The organism is Herpetosiphon sp. NSE202 (assembly GCF_042688385.1).
Taxonomy (GTDB): domain Bacteria; phylum Chloroflexota; class Chloroflexia; order Chloroflexales; family Herpetosiphonaceae; genus Herpetosiphon.
The window spans coordinates 38,977-56,532 of sequence record NZ_JBHUPY010000004.1 but is presented as its reverse complement, the minus strand read 5'-3'; the positions used below and the strand labels follow the sequence as shown (position 1 = coordinate 56,532).

General features: G+C 50.3%; 10 protein-coding genes. 1 reads left to right on the top strand and 9 read right to left on the bottom strand.

All coding sequences use genetic code 11. The features are described from left to right. Positions 1-47 precede the first annotated feature (47 nt). From ACFMKP_RS05635 to ACFMKP_RS05610, 6 genes are all read right to left on the bottom strand, one after another. Positions 48-428 carry a response regulator gene (locus ACFMKP_RS05635; RefSeq protein WP_382289847.1) on the bottom strand — a complete coding sequence of 127 codons (381 nt, stop codon included), beginning with the start codon at positions 426-428 and terminating at the stop codon, positions 48-50. Then, positions 425-2,062, bottom strand: coding sequence for a threonine synthase (gene thrC / locus ACFMKP_RS05630; RefSeq protein WP_382289845.1), 1,638 nt, complete (start codon positions 2,060-2,062; stop codon positions 425-427). Before thrC ends, ACFMKP_RS05635 begins: the two co-directional genes overlap by 4 nt. Positions 2,063-2,111: 49 nt before the next feature. Beyond that, positions 2,112-7,745, bottom strand: coding sequence for a PAS domain S-box protein (locus ACFMKP_RS05625; protein ID WP_382289843.1), 5,634 nt, complete (start codon positions 7,743-7,745; stop codon positions 2,112-2,114). A gap of 188 nt (positions 7,746-7,933) precedes the next feature. Then, positions 7,934-8,800: a GNAT family N-acetyltransferase gene (locus ACFMKP_RS05620; RefSeq protein ID WP_382289841.1), complete on the bottom strand. Its 867-nt coding sequence runs from the start codon at positions 8,798-8,800 to the stop codon at positions 7,934-7,936. A gap of 26 nt (positions 8,801-8,826) precedes the next feature. After that, positions 8,827-9,189 (bottom strand): response regulator, encoded by a 363-nt coding sequence (locus ACFMKP_RS05615; RefSeq protein ID WP_054533752.1) that lies wholly within the window; start codon positions 9,187-9,189, stop codon positions 8,827-8,829. A 154-nt stretch (positions 9,190-9,343) separates the two neighbouring features. Beyond that, positions 9,344-12,739: an AAA family ATPase gene (locus tag ACFMKP_RS05610; protein ID WP_382289839.1), complete on the bottom strand. Its 3,396-nt coding sequence runs from the start codon at positions 12,737-12,739 to the stop codon at positions 9,344-9,346. A gap of 125 nt (positions 12,740-12,864) precedes the next feature. Here ACFMKP_RS05610 and ACFMKP_RS05605 point away from each other — a divergent pair, with 125 nt between their 5' ends. Continuing rightward, positions 12,865-13,659 (top strand): carotenoid biosynthesis protein, encoded by a 795-nt coding sequence (locus ACFMKP_RS05605; RefSeq protein ID WP_382289837.1) that lies wholly within the window; start codon positions 12,865-12,867, stop codon positions 13,657-13,659. A gap of 2 nt (positions 13,660-13,661) precedes the next feature. Here the strand turns inward: ACFMKP_RS05605 and ACFMKP_RS05600 are convergent, their stop codons facing one another. The 3 genes from ACFMKP_RS05600 to ACFMKP_RS05590 are packed head-to-tail and all read right to left on the bottom strand — an operon-like array spanning position 13,662 to position 17,149. After that, a complete protein-coding gene (locus ACFMKP_RS05600; protein ID WP_382289835.1) occupies positions 13,662-15,017 on the bottom strand; it encodes a glycosyltransferase family 4 protein in 1,356 nt (451 codons plus the stop codon). Between the two features lie 24 nt (positions 15,018-15,041). After that, positions 15,042-15,650 carry a molybdenum cofactor guanylyltransferase gene (locus ACFMKP_RS05595; RefSeq protein WP_382289833.1) on the bottom strand — a complete coding sequence of 203 codons (609 nt, stop codon included), beginning with the start codon at positions 15,648-15,650 and terminating at the stop codon, positions 15,042-15,044. Further along, a complete protein-coding gene (locus tag ACFMKP_RS05590) occupies positions 15,650-17,149 on the bottom strand; it encodes a CHAT domain-containing protein (protein WP_382289831.1) in 1,500 nt (499 codons plus the stop codon). The genes ACFMKP_RS05595 and ACFMKP_RS05590 overlap by 1 nt, the downstream gene beginning before the upstream one ends. Positions 17,150-17,556: the final 407 nt, after the last annotated feature.

Sequence of the window (17,556 nt, the reverse complement as noted above, 5' to 3'; positions counted from 1 at the left end):
AGTTGAATTGCTTCAACTACCGCTTTTTTGGTTCAGCGCTGCTTGATTTAGGCCGACGGCGCTTGAATAAACTGCAACATGGCGTTCCACAAATCGCGCAGGTTAATTGGCTTGGAAACATAGCCATCACAGCCAGCAGCTAAGGCCTTTTCAGCGTCGCCCTTGAGTGCGTTGGCGGTTACGGCCACAATCGGAATCGTGGCGGTTATGGGGTTATCGCGCAAGCGGCGCGCCACCTCATAGCCATCAATATCCGGCAAGTTAATATCCAATAAAATGATGTGGGGCGTGTGTTCCAACGCCAATTCAATCCCCGTCGAGCCATTGATCGCTTTGACCATCTGGCAGCCACGGGCAATTAACAGACGCTCCACCAACAACATATTATCAGAGTTATCTTCGATATATAAGACAACGGTTGTACTCATTGGTCCTCACTATCACGCTCTTTGTGTTCAATGACACTCACAACCTGTTCGACAAAGGCAACTGGTGAAAGTGAGCCCTTTTGATACACAGCACGGGTATGGGTGGCTAAATGATGGCGTTCATCGGGCGTAATATCCTTAGCGCTCACCACAATAATCGGAATATCACGGGTCTTGGGGTGCTGACGCAAGGTGCTCATCACCTGAAACCCATCCATGTTGGGCATCATTAAATCCATCACGATTGCATCGGGCAAGCGCTCAATTGCTTGGCGCACGCCATCAGCGCCATCGTTAGCCCGATAGACCCGATAGGCTTTGCGGCGCTCTAAGATTCGTTGCACCAATTCTGCATCGTCAGGATTATCATCAATCAACAACACCGTTGTTGCTTTTTCGTTCAATTGCTCAAGCGCCGCCTGCAGGCCTTCTTGAGGTGCTGATTGCTGCGTATCGCTCACATGCACATCGATGTGCCATTGATCGTTCAGCACATGCTTATCGACCGGAAAGGTGTGTCCGGTACAATTTACCACAATTAGTTCTTCTGGGTTAACTTGGCCTTGGGCGACCATCTTTTGCAGGCCAGCAAATGCCACCGCCGTCGCTGGCTCGACCGAAATGCCTTCGGTGCGGGCCAACAAGCGCATAGCACTAAACGCTTCTTCATCAGTCACCGCTTCCATCGTGCCACCCGAGGTTTGAATGCGCTGCCAGAGCCGAGTATAGATTTTACCTGGATCGCCAGTCGAAAGAATCGCGATTCGCGTATTGGGCACAACTTTTTCGGCCACCGATTTGCCAGCATGAAAGGCTTGGACCATCGGCGAGCAGCCATCAGCTTGAATAATGGCGGTTTGCGGTACACGCTGGGTCAGGCCCATGGCATGCAATTCTGCAAAGCCATGATACACGCCTAACGGCCCTAGGCCACCGCTCACCGCCTGAATATACCAATCGGGCGCTTGCCAGCCAAGTTGCTCGCAAATCTCATAGCTAATCGTTTTCATGGCTTCGCGCGCAGGAATGCTATTGGCCCCACGGTCGTAGATAATATTGCGGTTTTGGGCAAAATCAGCGGCAATCTGCTTGGTTTGATCATAATTGCCACTCACTTTGATGACCTCGGCCCCAAACAAGGCCGCCTCGCGCAATTTGGCCTCTGGCACAACGCTGGTCATAAAGACCCAAAGTTTGATGCCTGCTGCAGCACAGGCCGCTGCATAAGCTACCGCTGCATTGCCAGTCGAAGCAATCACACATTCGCGAATGTTGTTGGCAACCAAAGCCGCCACCGCCACCGCCGCCTGCCGATCTTTAAACGAGTTGGTTGGGCTATAGCGCTCATCTTTGATGTACAAGCGGGTCAAGCCCAACAAACCGCCAAAGCGTTGGGCATGCACCAAGGGCGTGCCGCCAACATAGGTTGGCGAGCTTGGCGCAGGCACTGGCAAGACGCTGGCATAGCGCCATAACGTCTGGCCAGTCAGTTGTTGATTATTCACCAAATCGCGAAAATTCGCATAATCGTAATGGGTTTCAAGCCAATCGTTCGCGCATTGGGCACAGCTATTCGAGCTACGAAAGGTGTATGGCTGAATATGGCCACAGTTTTGGCAAACTAAATCTGTCATAACGCCCTTACCACCACGCGCTTATGCCTTGGCACAATGCGCATAACCATTACTCTACAGATATAGGCTGATTGGCTGGCGCTTCGTTAGGATCAACTTCATCTTCGCTGGCGTTGATTGGCAATTCAATTGTGAAGAGCGAGCCTTCACCAGGATTGCCACTACTGACCATTGAAAGTTTGCCGCCGTGCATTTCTACCAAGTGGCGACTAATTGGTAAGCCTAAGCCCGTACCACCCGCCTTACGGGTTGTCGAATTGTCAACCTGATGGAATTCCATGAAAATCGTGTCTTGATTATCCAGCGGAATCCCGATGCCTGTATCTTGGATTTTAATCATACGGGTCGTTGGCGTTGTGTCAATGCCTATTATCACCGAACCTTGCTCGGTAAATTTCAAGGCATTGCCTACGATGTTCAATAATACTTGGCGAATGCGGAAACGGTCGGCATAGACTGGCAGTTTGAGATGCGGTTCAATATCGACCTTCAGTTCCAGATGTTTCTGGGTGGCTAATGGCCCAACCGTGCTAGCAACTTCATGCAACACTTCAACCACATCGAAGGTTTCGCGGAACAAGGTGAGCTTGCCAGATTCGATCTTCGCCATATCCAAGATGTCGTTGATCAAGTTGAGCAAGTGGCGACCGTTACGATGAATAATGCTCAAGTCATTATGAATCAGGTCGTTGATTGGCCCGTTGATACCTTCGAGAATAACCTCGGTAAAGCCAAGGATCGAGTTAAGTGGCGTGCGCAATTCGTGCGACATATTGGCCAAGAAGGCCGATTTCAGTTGGTCAAGCTCTTGCAAGCGCTGCATTGTGGCGGTTTGCTCCACGAACAAGCGCGCGTTTTGCAAGGCAATCGCAATTTGGCTGGCCAAGGTCGTTTGAATCTTGCGGTCATCATCAGTAAAGATGTGGTCTTTGTCTGATTGAATATCGAGCACACCCAAGAGCATCGAGCCAGCGATCAGCGGCGTAGCCATTTCTGCGCGGGTTTCGGGCAAGAGCGGGTGCGGCAAGAAGCTTGGGTTCGAACGCACATCATTTTCAATAATTGAGCGGCGCGCCCGACCAGCTTGTGCAACCAGCGATTGCTCGCGATCTAATGGAATCGTGCGCCCTTCCTTGACCATGGTGCGGCCAATTTCGCCAGCGCCGAAGGCCAATTCAAACTGTTGGTCATCAGGATTGTACAAATAGATGTGAGCGTGGTAGAGACCGAAACGATGTTTGGTCAGATCAACCACCGTTTGCAGCAATTCTTCCACATTCAACAGACCAGCCGCCGAGGTACTCACCTGGGCCACGGTTTCGAGTTCGAGTGCGCGATATTCCACTTGGGTCAGCAGTTGTTCACGCTCGCGCTGAGCGTTGCGTTGTTCAGTCACATCTTGAATCAGCGAAAGCACGCCGGTCAATTGTTGGTTCTCGTCGAACATTGGCACCGAGGTCGAATCGACAGAAACCCGACTGCCATCAAAGCGCAGCACATCAACCAACTCGTGGGTGACCTTTTTGTTGCTTAGGGCTTTGAACAAGCCAGTTTCATGCACTTCCAATTCTTTATCGGTGGATTCATGCAAGAACTTCGGTCGTGGCAAGTCTGCTTGGTCTAAGACCGCAGCGCCCATCTGGCCAGCTACGCCCAAGATTTCCATCGTCGAGCGGTTGATCAACTGGCTGACACCCTTGTTATTGACCACGTACACGCCAATCGGCATGTTATCGAGAATCGCTGTGAGCAAGCGTTCTTGTTCAATTGTTGCTTGCAACAAGCGTTCACGTTCTTGTTCGTTCAGCTTGCGGTCAGTAATATCTTGTAGCAAGGCAATGCCGCTAATAACTTGGCCTTCGTTGTTGAATACTGGTGCACCGCTGGCCAACACTGTGAAGTTGCGGCCATCAGCGTGACGAATATCAAATTCAGCTTGGCCCCGCTCGCCATGGTGCAAAGCGCGGAACACAGGAATCATGTTGGGATCAAATGGTGTGTCCGTCCCAGGAATAAACAGCTTATAGGCATCACTAATCGATTCCAACTGCTCGGAATCAACGTCACCCAATGGCTGACCGACAATTAATTCAGCGCTTTGATTACGCAATTGCATTTCGAACTGCGCGTTGTAGACCACAACCCCTACTGGCAAGGCTTCGAGAATCCCTTGCAGCGTTCGACGTTGGCGGTCAATTTCGAGCAAGGTTTGCTCGCGTTCTTGTTCGTCGCGTTTGCGGTCGGTAATGTTACGGCCAACACTCATAATCAAATCTGGGCTGTTGGTTTGATCATCAAGAATTGGCAGCAACTGAAAGTCGAACCAAGTTTCATCGCCACTCAAGGTAAACATTGACTCACGAGTAAGGCTCTGACCAGTATTGAAAATAATTTCTGCATCTTCGCGGCGTGCTTCAACCGTTGAGGCCAAGAAAATTTGCTCATCAAGTAAACCAACCAAGTCATCAGGTTTTTTGTCGAAAATCCCAGCCGCAAAATCATTGATATATTGCAAGCGATTCTCACGGTCGAAGATGAAGACCAAGTCGCGTGATGATTCAGCAAGCGAGCGATACCGGGTTTCACTATCGCGCAAGGCTTGTTGTTGTTGTTTGGCAGCGCTAATGTCATTGGCAATTTTGAGGTAGCCAGTTACTTCGCCTTGGCGGTCGCGCAACGCCGTAATCGAAAGCAAGACTGGGAAGCGGCGACCATCACGGGCCACATATGTCCATTCCATATTCGATGGTCGCCCGCGCTGGGCATCATAGACCAAGGCATCGTGGCTGCTCAAGGGCATGCCTGTTTGTTTGCTCATTTGATTGGTAAATTGCTCAACTTCTCCAGGATCATTGGCTAAGTCAAGCAGATTTTTGCCAATCACTTCGTGGGCAGCGTAGCCAAGCATTTGCTCGGCAGTGCGGTTGAACGAGGTAATTTTGCCATCGAGCGAGGTGGCAATAATCATATAGTTGGCGCTATCGAGCATGGTTTGCTGGAAGCCCAAGGATTCTTGCAACGCTTGTTGAGCCTCGACCCGCTCGCTTACATCTTGTTGAACGCCGATAAAGTTGATCAACTCGCCGTTTTCATCAAAGACTGGGTTGATGTCGAGTTCGTTCCAGAACAAGGTGCCATCTTTGCGATAGTTGCGCAACAAGACGCGCGTAGCGCGTTTTTCACGAATCGCATGACGTAATTCGCGCAAGCCTTGTTGGTCGCTATCATCGCCTTGCAAGAAACGGCAGTTTTTGCCCAGTACATCTTCAGGCGTATAGCCAGTAATCCGCTCGAAGGCTGGGTTGACATACACCACTGGCATATCAAACTGATAGGGATCAACAATCACAATCCCGTCGTTACTGGCGGTGATTGCGCGTTCGCGAATCCGCAGCAGTTCTTGGGTGCGATTGATTTCTTCGAACGATTGGGCATTTTCCAAACCAACCGCCACTTGGGCTGCAATCGATTGGAGCAAGGTTGCGTCATCGTTGGTCAGCGAGTTAACTTCAGCATTTTGCACGTCCAATACGCCGAGCACTTCATCGCCCAGCATAATTGGCACAGCAATTTCAGCCTTGGTTTCGGGCAGCAAGGGGTTTGCCAACCAGCCTGCTTCTTTACTTACGTCGGGAATCAAGACCACATCTTTGGTGCTGGCAGCACGACCAACCAAACCACGGCCTTGGGGAATGCGGTGATTGCGGGCCAACAAGGTGCGACCTGCTTGCCCCGTACCACCCATCATCACAAAATCATTGGTTTGTTGATCAACCAAGTAGATGTGGGCGTGATAGTAGTTGAAGGTATTTTTGAGTTGCTCAACCACTTCCAACACCAATTGGTTGGGATTCAAAATCGTTGAGAGTCGGCGGCTGACCTCGTTGGAGGTTTCCAAGGCAATTGTCCGTTGTTGCAAGCCTTGCAGCGTTTGAGCCAATTGCTCTGACATACTATTAAAGGTTGTCGTGAGCTGGCCAATTTCGTCTTGCGAGGTTACTGGTGCACGGGTTGATAAATCGCCAGCGCGGAAGCGCTCCACAAAGGCGGTCAAACGTTCAATTGGCGTAGTCAGAATGCGCGCTGCAAAGACAGCGATCATACTAATCCCAACCAAAAGTACCAACACAATCAAGGTTGTCGAACGCTCGGATTGGCGAATTGGGGCTAAGAAGGTCGATTCGCTTTGGTGATAGAGAATCCGCCATTGCACGGTTTTGGTCGCTGTGTAGGCATAAATATCATTGCCTTCAGGATCGGGATCGCCTGGTTTTTGCTCTTCAGCAATCGAGCTTGGAATCGTGATCACTTGACCAGTGCTTTGGGGATCGAGCACCACACCCTTGATAGCGCTGATAAGAGCTGGATATGGCACAAGCAGGTTGGCTGCGTTGATATTTTGCAAACGCCGTTCATCTTGCAAGCGTTTAATTTCATCTGGTTGCAAGCTATCGGCGATCTTATACAAAAGGGTTAATTCGCTACCTTGGGCGATGCGCATGCCATATTCATCAAGCACAACCCCGAATGAGTTTTGACCAGCGCGGTCGTTGCTGCGCGCAACCAACGATTGAATAATGCTGGCACTGTAGCGAATCCGCAAAACGCCGATAATTTCTTGGCTTTGCGGGTTACGCACCGGCGTACTGAAATAAATTGAAGGCAAATTATCATTGCCGAAGGTAACTGGCGAAATAATGCTTTGGCCCGTGCGAATCGCATTTTGATAATACGACAAGCCTGAATCATTAACCCCGACATTGGTTGGCACGGTATCGACCAACACGATGCCGCGATTATTCAGCAAAGCAACCGAGAGCGTATCGTTATTTTCGGTCGTAACTGCGCGGAACAAGTTACGCGTATCGCGATCTTGGTCGGGGACCAAGGTGTTTTGTTCGGCAGCCAGCAAATATTCGCTGAGTTCAGGAATCCGTGAGAGCGCGCTGACGCGGTTGATATTCCGATTGACAAAATCGTCAATTTCGTTGGCAATATTGGTCGCGTTGACCAAAATCAAACTATTAGCTTGGTTGGTCAGCGAAGTACGAGTTGAGCGCAAGGTAATAAATGAAATAATCGCAATTGGCAGGGTTGTTACCAACACAAACGAGATCAGAATTTTATTGCGAATTGAGAGCGTGCCAAATTCGCGAAAGACAAAGAAAATCAAGATTAATATGGCTGCGATAGCCATCACAGGCATATAAATTTCTTGATTGCCCGAAACCCGAACCTCTTGAATATTGAGGAAGGTTTTGAGCAAGGTTGCAATCACGCCAAGGCTAATAATCCCCAAGATAACTGGGAAAATATGGCGTTCGGGGAGGGTTTGGATCGAGATAACCAGCACAAAGAAGACATTTAAAATCGAGAGCATAAAGCCAAACTCAGCAATAAAGAGCTGGCTCGGGAAGGTGGCAACGGCAATCGCGATAATTAAACTATAGGCCCCAGCGATCAGCCAGCCTTGTCTGGCGGAGATCGTTGCACACAAGCCACCAATTGTTGCCACAACAATGCTGATCAGGCTCATGTAATTTTGCCACGATGGCACGCGCACTGCTTCTAAGCCATAGGGAATTGCCATGATTAAACCAACAATCATGGTAAAAATACCAAAGCGAAGAATGCGCTTGAGCCGAATGTTATTCAATGTGCTATGCGAGATTCCACTAGCCATAACCCTACCTCGTATACTGTGCCAAATTTGCGCTTAGGAACAATGCTGCCAACCGTTGTTGCAAGTTAACCTAAAGGGAAGAACTGCATTGTGTGATTATACCTATTTCCAACCCAAATTGACTGCTATTGCTGGTTGTCCTTAGTCCCGTTTATGTTGCAACTTGGGGGGGATATTTATTGACCCGATCATTGGATAAGGTTTAAAAGCATTTCAATTCGTTGGAAGGCTTCGATATAGCCATGGTTGGTATAGGCGGTCAAATGTGGGTCATCGCAGCGAATATTTTCTGCTTGCGTATCCAAACGGCTATGGCGTTGGTGCACTTGGCTCAGCAAGGCCGAACCAACCGCCGCTGGATCGCCAGCTTCGGTATGCAGCCGAATATGCGAAATTACCAATGGTTGGCGACGGAAAATGCACCAACCACGACCACCATCGGGCAAACTTACGCGGCAACCTTCGACCATAGCCATATGGTCATAGGAATCAGCTTGGTTGGTCCATGGCACACCTTGCGCTTGTTGGCGCACGAGCCGTTGCAGTTGTGACCAATCGAGCCATTCGACTGAGCCAACTGCGGGAATTTTGACCGGGCCTGGTGGCCGCCGCATCACCAGCAGTTGGTTGGTTTCTTCAAAGCCGAGCGCCAAAAAAAGCTTATGCGCTGGCGTGTTATTCAAAATAACTTCAAGCTGCACATATTTGAGCCAATGCTGACGCGCTGCTTCAACCATTGCGATCATCAAGGCGCGGCCAATGCCACCCTTGCGCCGATTGGGCAACACGCCCAGCCGGGTAACCCAGGCATGGTCGCGGCGCACCCCAAGCATTGCAAGGCCCATAATGTCGCCATCGGCCTTGGCGACAAACGAGGCATCTAAGTTAACATCATATAACCGAATATATTCAGCGAGCCGCTGGCTGTTCATTGGCATTGGCACAATATAATCGATCCGAGTCTGGTTATAAATTGCGACCAATTCATCAATGGTAAAGCTGGCTGCGGGAGTAAGCTCTATGGCCGAACCATCGTGAAAACCATCTGTTGTCATATAGATCCTTGATAGCTGGAACCTATTTAGGAGAGGTAACTGGCAATCGCTTGGGCAAAATCAACAACTGACAGCGGTTTGCGAATAAAGCCGTTACATCCATAGGCACGAACCATTTGGCGGGCAGTTTCTTCGGGCCAAGCGGTAAAAACCACAATCGGAATGTTTTGGGTTTCAGGCGTACCGCGCAATACCCCAGCCACTGTTTGGCCATCGGCATCAGGCAAGCCCAAATCAAGCAAAATCAAGTCGGGATGTTGTTCGAGCGCCATATCCAAGCCACTGGCAGCATCAGCCGCTTCGAGCACCGAATAACCATAGGCATTCAAAACTCGGCGCGCCAAAGCAGCATTGTCAGGAATATCTTCAATCACTAAAATCGTCGGCATAAATACCTCTATTCTTGATCGTACCGTCGTCTATTGTAACGGGTTTGGTAGATCGTGCCTAGACCATTTGCTGACGGGATCTTAACAATTTGGCCCAAGTTGGCGTTTGCAGGCGGCAATGATTCATATCAATCAAGCCATTCGCAGAGCAGTTTTAGTGCTGTTCAGTCGCCAATTCTTGCACAATCGCTGGGATAATTTGCTCAAATGGCGTGGTTGGACGCTGGCTCAAAATCAGCCATTGGGTTTCGCCCAAAATTTGAATCAACTGTGGTTTCAGTTTATCGATCGCTGCATGGATTTCGCTGTCAATGGCTTCGTGATGCAGCACGATCTGAATCAAATTGGCGCTTGCTTCAGCTTGATTAGTTGCTAACCGCCATTCTGCCAAAGCAACCAAACTATGTAAACATACTAAGGTCATATGTTTGGTATAGCCCAAGTTTAACGCTTCATAAAGATAGTGGCGTGCTTCGTCCCATGCTTGCTCGACAATTGCCAAACCACCAAGATTAAGCTGGTTGACCGCGATGCCAAAATCGTGGCCTTGCTCGCGCGAGGTTGCCAAGCCTTCGCGATAGGCTTCACGCGCAACCTGATAATCGCCACGGGCAAAGGCTACAACCCCAACATTACTTACGCCGCTGATAATCCCGCTGTGGTAGTTGGCATGGCGCGCCCGATTAACGCTGGCTGAAAAATGTTGTTGCGCGGTGTACAAATCGCCTTGAACATAGGCGATATTACCAAATTGGCGGAGCACATCGGCCTCACCCACGCCATCGCCAATCCGTTGAGCGGTTACCAACGCCGAATCCAAATTGGTCAGGGCCATACTGTGGTCGCCCAAACGCCAGCGAGCTTGGCTCAAATTGAATTGCATACGCACAATTTGTTGTTGCGCAGCAAAATCATCATCAACCGCCAACAAATGCAAGGCGCGCTCAAAAAATGGAATTGCCTCGCGATAGCTACAGCGCAGCAGCGTTTGCTCACCAGCCCGTTGCAAGGCCTCAATCGCCGGCTGACGGCTTTCTGGCTCATCAGGATCAATCGCATGGCTCCAGTGGTGGGCCAAAAGGCTACTGCCAGCCTCGGCCAAATGCGGATGTTCGATGGCGTACCATTCGGCAATTGCCCGATGCAACGCTCGCCGTTGGCCAAAGAGCAACAACGAATAGGCTACATCGTGAATAATCGCTTGGCTAAATCGATAGCCCTCGCTGGCCTCGTGAATAAAGCCTTGTTGGACGAGCAAACTGAGGTGAGCTGGAATATGCTCACGTTCGTGGGCTAACGGATAAATCGCCTCAAGCAGCTGCACCTGAAACTCATGGCCAATCACGCTGGCGATTTTCAGCGTCAATTGGGGCTGCGGCGGCAGTTGGTCAATTCTGCTGACCAGCACGCCTTGGATGGTGCTTGGCAAATTGAGTTTTTCAAGCTGGCTAAATTGATCAAGCTTGCAAATGCCGTTGTTGATCCGAATCATGCCGGCATTGCGCAAGGCCTGAGCAAGCTCGATGCTCCACAAAGGATGGCCAGCAGCCCGTTGATTAATAAACGCGGCCACACTTGGCGGAATTGCTTGCACGCCCAACGATTGGGCGACGACTGCAATACAAGCCACCGGATCAAGCGCTTGCAAGTGTAAAAGCTGCTGGGCTGCAAGGCCTGCTAGTTTGGTTGGTGCTGTCGTAATCAAAATAAGCTCAGGCTGTTGTTGCAAGAGCTGCTCAAGCGTGTTGAGCGCCAGCGAATCGAACCATTGCAAATTATCGATGCACAAGACCAAGGGTTTTTGCTGATGGAGTTGGCTGAGTGCATGGCCAATTAATTCATGAATAATTTGCACTTGTTGCGCTTGATCAAGCGTAGCGTTGCTTTCGGCACGGCCAGGTAATTCCAAAACATCGTGCAACAGCTGCACCGATTTGGCCAATTGGTCGGGCAATTGCAAGCGTTGAATAATTAATTGATAGCATTGGCTGGCTTGATGTGGCCATTGCTCAACCGCCAAACAGGCCTCAAGCAACAAGCGCCAGCCTGGATATTGGGCCGATTGACGCAGGCTGCTGCTGGTAATCAGCAAGGCTTGGCGCTCGTAGTGCTCGGCAATTTCGACTGCCTCATATAACAAAGCCGATTTGCCCATGCCACTCTCGCCAGTCAGCATCAAATGTTGAATTGAGGGCTGAGCTTGGGTAAAAAGTTGCTCAATCTGGCCGCGCTCGCGGCGACGGCCAATCAAGCGCCGAGGCCGAATCTGGTCGGGGCTATAGTTGGTTTGTTGCGGACGATAGATCGTAATTGGCTGGCTTTTGCCTTTGATCATAATTGGCGGCAACACCTGAAAACGCACCTGTTGTTGGCTAGCTTGGGCGGTGGTTTGGTCGCATAAAATTGGTGCAAGATTGGCTTCCATCAAGCGCGCAGCCCGATTCACCACATCGCCAATCATGGTAAATTCGCGCCGCTGGCTATTGCCAATTTCGCCACAAAACGCTGGGCCAGTTGCGATGCCAATTGTGTGGGTTAGGCTCAATTTGGCCAGCGCGGTCGATGCTTCAAGTGCAGCTCGCACAGCCCGTTCAGCATCATCGCGATGCGAGAGTGGCGGTAAGCCAAAGGCCGCCAACAAACTTACGCCTTTATCGTCAACCGATAATTTATCGATGCTGCCTTCGTAGCGAAAAATAACTGTTTGCAACGCGCTAATTGCCGCTTGCACTTGCTCAAGGGTGGTGAAAAAGCTCAAGGCTGGTACATTAATAAACATCACACTCAAATGGCGCAATTCGGCCAGCCATTCGTGCAAACCTGCATTAATGCGTGCTATTACGGCAGTTGGCATAAACGGAGTCAATTGTTCAGTTGGATAGTTGGGCAGCGACTGATTGATCTCAGGCAAGGGCAGGTTTTCAGCTAAGCCAGTTAATCGAAAAGCTTGGGCGCGTAAATCCTCGCCTTGGCCTTGCGCGCGAATCAACGAGCGTGCTTCTGGCGAGATAACGACTTGGCCAGCATGGGTTTGCGAGCCAAGCAAATGGACTTGCAGCAAAGCCTCACCACTGATCAACTGTTCCCAATGATTATTCACGCCGCCCACGATAAAGTTTGAAATTGAGCCAGCCCCAATTTGGACCCGAATTGCCAAGCGTTCAGCAGCGCTGGGCAGCGTGAAGCTTGCTTGAATCGCTAGGCCACATTGGGCTGCAAGCTGGGTTGTTTGGCGCAGTTGCTCAAGATCATCGGCCATCCAAATGGCAATTAATGCATCGCCAGCAAATTTAACCACATCGCCGCCATGGGCAATGACGGTATCAATTAATTGGCTAAATGAATCGTTGAGCACATCGGAAATATATTCGAGGATCGTGGTTTGATCGTAGGCAAATTGCTCGCTGAGCCGACTGAAACCAGAAAAATCGGCAAACAAGACCGTAGCCAATTGATCTTCGGCCAGCGGTTGGCGGAGTTGTTGCTCGTCAATGAGCCGTTGCAGGACATAGCGTGGCAGAAAACTGCTGATCTGAGGATTGGCGGCCATGCAGGTGCGTCCTTTATCAAACGATCAACGCTGAACGTGGATTAAGCTTAGAATGAATACATCCATCCTAGCGGGACTAGAGTAAGATCGCAAGAGACGATTTTACTATTTCAGGGGTGAACTTTGTGGCTACTTTACGCCTTGGACATTGGTTATGGGTAGGTTATTTGTTTGTTTGGGCTTGGAGTGTGCCTTTATTGGCGTTTGACCTTGTGCCTGCTGGCGGCGAATTTATGGCAACCCTAATGTTGGTTGTGCCGGGCGGGCTTGCTGCTTGGTGGTTAATTCAACGCTACGGCAACATGGGCTGGCTAAGCACTGGCATCATTGGCATTGGCTCATGGCTAACCGAGCATTTGGGCGTGACGACTGGCTGGCCATTCGGCGCATATCAATATAACGGCGTGCTGCTGCCAGAGATTGTGGGCGTTGTGCCCTTAGCGATTCCGTTTGCATGGTTGTTGGTTGTGCCAGGTGCACTCGAATTAAGCCGCATGCTCATGCCCACGGCGAGGTTTTGGCCACGGGTGCTTGGGGCTGCTAGCTTGGCAATGTTGTTTGATTTGGTGATCGAGCCAGTTGCCGTGTATATCAACCGCTATTGGACATGGCTTGAATCAGGCCCGATCTTTGGCATTCCAACCGCCAATTTTATAGCATGGTGGGCCTTGGCCTTGATTTTGGCCCTTGCAACCGAAGCACTTTGTCGCAAACCAATTAATCAGCCAGCAGAAGCTGCGAGCTTAACGTTGCCAATTGCGATTTATTTGCTGAACTTGGCCTTGTTTACGATTGTGAATCTGACCCATCAACAGCTGGCCGCTGGCACATTGGGTTTATTGCTGCTCGCCGGATTTGGCTGGCGCTTGCAGCAACAGCAAACCCGCTGGCATTGGAAGTATGATCAATTAACCAATTGAGCTTATGGCAGCAGATTCCGCAAGCGCGCAGCCAACCGATCAAGCAACGGCGCATCTGCATCAACCAAGCCAAGTTGCGCCGCTTTATGGCCAATCACGTGCGGAATCGAGGTTTGAATCGTGACCTGATTCAGATCCCATAATGGTTCACGTTGAATTTCTAAGCGTGGCCAGCCCTGCACCTTGCTCAGATGGTCGGCATAGCCCCGCGCGGCCAAGGGCAGATTATGCTTTTCGGCCACAAAGCGCCGTGCATTCTGCTCCAAGGCTTCGCGCAACGCCACATCGGCCCATAAACGCTCGGCATAGGCCGCGATCAAGCCAACTTCATCGTGGTCAACTGGCACATGAGCCACCACATCGGCAGGCAATTCGCTAAATGTGGCAATATCGCTGACCAACACGGCCCGCCCAGCGCCCAATAAGCGCAGCAAACTGGCCGAAGTCTCGCCAGCAGAAGGATAGCGGCCATTGAAGCAAATATCGGCGGCAGCAACATAGCGATTAAAATCAGCGTGATCAACATAGCCTGTCACCTGCACGCTATCGCCCAATTGCAAACGTTGCAGCAACGCTTTAAGATCGTAGCTTGGCGAAACGCTGCCAACTAAAATATAGCGCGCCGTGGGATAGCTACGCCGAAATTGGGCAAAAGCATGCAAGGCCTGTTCAATTCGTTTGTAGGGGTTGATATGGCCAAAACTAGCCCAAATTGGAATCTCGGCGGGCAGTTGCAGGGATTGACGAGCGACCAATCGATCGGCTGACGGCAAAAGCGGCACGCCCATTGGCACAAGTGAGGTTGGCAAATCGGGGCGTTGCTTCTGCGCTCGCTCAAGCACATAGTTGCTATGGCCAATCAAGCTGCTTGCTTGAGCAATCACTGGCTCGGAAAGCGGAAAATCAAAGACTGCATCGCCAAGTTGGCCGCGCTCCATCCGTTGCGCTATTTGTGTGCCCTGTTCGGCATAATAGTGTTGCATTTGTTGGCGATAGCTGGGCATGTGTTTCAGCCGATTGGCTGCATGCCAAAGCATTAAATGGTGCAACACATAATCATGCAGCACCACAATCCCAGGCAAACGCTGCAAACTTTGCCAAAAGCGACTATGAGCTGGGCTGTTGCCCATGTGGTAAATAATTGCATCGAAGGGTTGGCGCGCATGCTGTTTGGCTAAATCGCTAATTCGGATAACGGGCAGCGTGGCGATTAACTGTTGATTGGTTGGCTGAACCTCATCATCAACCACGACGGTTAAATCAACATACTGCCCCAAGTAGGGCAATAATTCCTCGCTATAATCCGAAATGCCCGATTCAACCGGATTAACCGGAGTGCAAAAAGCCACACGCTGCATGACACGCCTCAACTAACATTTTGGCTATAGTACCTTAAATGCCGCTAGTTGCTGCATATCGTCCAAGCGATTGAGATTATGTAAACATTGCAACCATGGGCTAGTGCTGGCAATTGGCCAAATTTGGGGCGGCAATTGAGCAATAATCCTGATTAATTGATGCTGGCCAGCAGCCAACGCTTGCTCAAAATACGGCAAGGCTGCCCGCTGATAGAGCGCACATAACGGTTCCCAGCCACCACGTTGCTCAGCTGTTTGGCGCTGTGGTACGACCGCCAAGCCATGGCGAGGTTGGGCCAGCAATTCAGCCAAAAACGGCGTTGCCAGCAAGGGCAAATCGGCGGCAAGCACCAACGTCCATTCGCTGGCAAAATGCTGCATGCCAGCCACAATTCCGGCCAATGGGCCTGCGTTGGCATAACGATCTTGCACCAAAGGCACACCTAATTCGGGCCAAGCACTGGGATCATTGAGGCTCACGACGACCCGCGCGCAAACAGTTTGGGCAACTGCCAGCGTATGTTCAAGCAAGGTTGGGCCTGCTTCGCCCCACAAGCGCAGACGGCGTTTATCGCTGCCAAACCGCCGCGCTTGGCCACCAGCAATAATCACACAGCTTAAATCGGTTGGCATTAGCGGCTCAATTCAGCAATTTCACGTTTAAGCGCTGCAATCTCATCGGCCAGATTATTACGTTGATTAACGAGATAAACCGGAATTTTAATGCCATAACTTTCAATCTGGCTCTCGATAGTTTGCAAATTCCGTTGTTTGATTGCTAAGCGTTGTTTTAAATTATCCAAATCTGAGTTATCGCGCTGATTCAGGGTATTTGTTTGATTGAGATTGCCTTGGACTGTATTGCCAATTGCAACATTGCTGCCATTGAAGGTATTGCCCTGAATCGTATGCCCAGCTTGGATCGTGCCAAAATTAACATCGCGATTAAACGTATTACCGCTACCCGCCAAATTACTGATGCTATTGGGTGGGAGGGCTGTAGCAGTTGAGGCATCAGCCTGATTACTCGGGCCTGAGGTACTTGGTGGCGTAAAGAGCAAGCCATCCTTGGCACGCATATACAGAGTTGACAAGCCCCAATCGACATTATTAATGCCTTCGGCAATCACCATGCGACGGGCACGCGAAACGCATTCATCAATCGGCTTAAAATCGGCAAATGCGCGATAAAACGCACTCGCAAACACATTGGCAGCACTATCGGCAACCGAAGCTTGCATTGCCACCACCGCTGGCACATTCACCGCCATCAGTGCTGGCGCGATACTTCCCAACAAGCGGGTTACAACCGTGCCCGTTTGGCAGGCATTCAGCACAACCAAACGAATTGGCGAGCCTTCCAAGGCAATTGAAAGTTGGAGAGCCGAAAAATCTTTGCGTTTTCCATTCGAATCTTCAAAAATTAATTGGCCACTATTCCCATTCATGATGCCATGGCCAATAAAATGCAGCACATGTGGCTGATGATCTTCAATTGCGAGATTAAGCCTACTGCCAGTAACATGGGCTAGCTCAATTAGTTCGACTTTTTTCGTGTCAATTAAAGGCTGAAGCTGCTGGCGAATTGCCGCTACCTCGCCAGCAATATTTAAACTGTAGCCTAATTGTTGATCAAGTTCAGCTGGGGCGGCCCAAGCTAGCAGCATTTTTAAGGTTGTATCTGCCGCCAAACTAAGCGCTGGAAGTGGCTCGTTACGCGGCAAAAACCGACAAATTGAGTGCTTTGTAACCAAGGGAATGCCAGCATCATCACAGGCAAATTCCCACGGAATCGCGGCAACATCAACTTCGTTTGGCTCAATCGATAAGCGAATGCGTAAATTTTTGCCTTCTGCCTTGGCACGATTACGCTCGCTAATAAACGCCGTCCGCACATCACCAGCCAACAAGCAATTATAAAGCAAGCTGCCAAATTCAATCACTTGATCTTGATTTAAGCTTTGGTTGCCATAGCCAAGCAACATATTAAACGTCGAGTAGCTTGGATTATCCTCAGCAGGCAGAGTTAAGGTTGCCCGATACTCTTGGCCATCGGCAGTCGAAATTCGAACTGGATATTGGTCGGCTTGTTTGGCATCAACGCTAATTCGCAGATCAAGATACTGGCTCATCAGCAACAACTCCATGGCGCTAAGGTGCGAAACTAGCAGCATCATACACTGAAAGATCTTGTCAGGGCAAGGGTACTATTTTTGATCGACGAAGAGCACGAAGGCTTGCAACCACAAAGAGCGCGAAGGACGCGAAGGTTGAGTTTTTTAGCCACGAATTCCACGAAAGACGAAACCGCGAAGAGCGCGAAGATCGCCAAGGTCTTTTTTAGCCACGAATTCTCATCCCTCATCCCTCATCCCTCATCCCTCATCCCTCATCCCTCATCCTTCATCCTCTGCTCCGCGGCTCTGCGTTAAAAACCCACCCACGCAAGAACCGCAACACCCCGCTAGCCAAAAGCCTAACCCCTGAATCCTAATCCCTTGCACCTGCTCCCCGATCCCCAATCCCCAACAACCGATCC

Coding starts and splice junctions, on each gene's coding strand:
- ACFMKP_RS05615 (WP_054533752.1), bottom strand. CDS start 9,189: ATGCCGACGATTTTAGTGATTGAAGATATTCCTGACAATGCTGCTTTG.
- ACFMKP_RS05590 (WP_382289831.1), bottom strand. CDS start 17,149: ATGAGCCAGTATCTTGATCTGCGAATTAGCGTTGATGCCAAACAAGCC.
- ACFMKP_RS05625 (WP_382289843.1), bottom strand. CDS start 7,745: ATGGCTAGTGGAATCTCGCATAGCACATTGAATAACATTCGGCTCAAG.
- ACFMKP_RS05595 (WP_382289833.1), bottom strand. CDS start 15,650: ATGCCAACCGATTTAAGCTGTGTGATTATTGCTGGTGGCCAAGCGCGG.
- ACFMKP_RS05610 (WP_382289839.1), bottom strand. CDS start 12,739: ATGGCCGCCAATCCTCAGATCAGCAGTTTTCTGCCACGCTATGTCCTG.
- ACFMKP_RS05635 (WP_382289847.1), bottom strand. CDS start 428: ATGAGTACAACCGTTGTCTTATATATCGAAGATAACTCTGATAATATG.
- thrC (WP_382289845.1), bottom strand. CDS start 2,062: ATGACAGATTTAGTTTGCCAAAACTGTGGCCATATTCAGCCATACACC.
- ACFMKP_RS05600 (WP_382289835.1), bottom strand. CDS start 15,017: ATGCAGCGTGTGGCTTTTTGCACTCCGGTTAATCCGGTTGAATCGGGC.
- ACFMKP_RS05620 (WP_382289841.1), bottom strand. CDS start 8,800: ATGACAACAGATGGTTTTCACGATGGTTCGGCCATAGAGCTTACTCCC.